This window comes from Rhodococcus sp. IEGM 1307 (assembly GCF_030056915.1).
GTDB lineage: Bacteria > Actinomycetota > Actinomycetes > Mycobacteriales > Mycobacteriaceae > Rhodococcus_F > Rhodococcus_F opacus_D.
On sequence record NZ_JASHKW010000063.1, the window covers coordinates 1 to 1,496 of the forward strand.

Annotated in this window: 1 protein-coding gene; it reads left to right on the plus strand. The window is 65.2% G+C overall.

Annotation, left to right across the window (positions count from 1 at the left end; all coding sequences use genetic code 11):
• Nucleotides 1-288: 288 nt before the first annotated feature.
• A partial coding sequence (locus QM841_RS42810; RefSeq protein WP_283336785.1) for an IS110 family RNA-guided transposase occupies nt 289-1,496 on the plus strand: 1,208 nt, incomplete at its 3' end.

The following is a 1,496-nucleotide window of genomic DNA, read 5'->3' on the forward strand; positions in this document are numbered from 1 at the left end:
CACCTAATGGGTGGGTCGGCTTGTCCCGACACGGAAGAGGCAACCGGCAGGAGATCACTGCCCGTCCACGGATCCGGGTGCAGAATAGCTGGTGAGCTGCCGGCAGGTGATCACTGCATGTGATGACACGGAACGCACCGGAGATCTCGTATGTAGACGGTGACCCTGCCGGTCCGCCCACGAGGTATGTGTGAACGGCTGGTGAGATGCCGCGCCACAGAGCGCTGTCCATTAGGTTGCCGCACCCGCCTCGAGCTCAACGGAAGGTCACCGGCACAAGGAGGATGTATGGGCATCACCTGCGGGATCGACTGGGCCGAGGCGCATCACGATGTGGCTTTGGTCGATGCGAATGGCGATATCATTGCACGCACCCGAATCGACACCGGCGCAGCCGGATTCACTGATTTCCTGGCACTGATAGCGGAACACTGCGACAGCGTCGAGGACATCCCGATTGCCATCGAAACCGACAAGAATCTGCTTGTCGTCGCCCTCGCCGACGCCGGGTTCACCTTATACCCGATAAACCCGCGCGCGGTGGCCCGCTACCGCGAACGCCACGGGCAAGCCGGCGGGAAGTCCGACCCGGGCGACGCCGCGGTCCTCGCGCACGTACTGCGAACCGACCGGCACATGCACAGGCCGCTACCGGCCATCAGCGAGCAGGGGCGCGCGGTGAAGACGCTCGCACGTCAACATCAGGAGGCGGTGTGGGCGCTGAATCAAACGGTCAGCCGACTCCGCTCATTGCTACTGGAATTCTATCCACAAGCGGTGCAGGCATTCCCGAACCTCAAGCATCGCGCGGCGACGACTGTGCTCGCGGCGGTCCCGACACCCGCCGCTGCGGCCAAGCTGACAAGCCGCCGCGTCGTTACCCTGCTGCAACGCTCGGGTCGCGGCAACCACCCTGCCCTGGCCGAGCAGATCCTCACCCTCCTGCGGGCACCGGCTTTGCGGCAACCCCCGCAAGTCGAGGCCGCATACGGCCACACCGTCACCGGGCTGATCGCCGTCCTGGTGGCGATGCGAGAAGCCGTCGACGCCCTCGAGGCGCAGCTCGGGCAGCAGTTCGAAGCGCACCCGCAAGCCGCTATATTGCGGTCGGCGCCCGGCCTGGGCCCGGTCCTGGCCGCTCGAGTCCTCGGCGAAATCGGCGACGACCCTGAACGATTCACCCACCCGAACAACCTTCGCTCGTACGCCGGCACAGCGCCGGTGACAATGTCGTCAGGCCGATCGCACTACGTCAAGGCCCGCAAGGTCCGCAACAAACGACTGGCCGACGCCTGCCATTGGTGGGCCTTCTCGATGCTCACCAAATCAGCCGGCGCACGAGCCCACTACGACAAGCGACGAGCCGCGGGCGATCACCACAACGCGGCGCTGCGTAATCTCGCGAACAAGCTACTCGGGCGCCTGTGGTGGTGTCTGCAACACGACATACCCTGGGACGAGACCGCGGCATGGCCAGTCCTTACCGACGCCTTCAG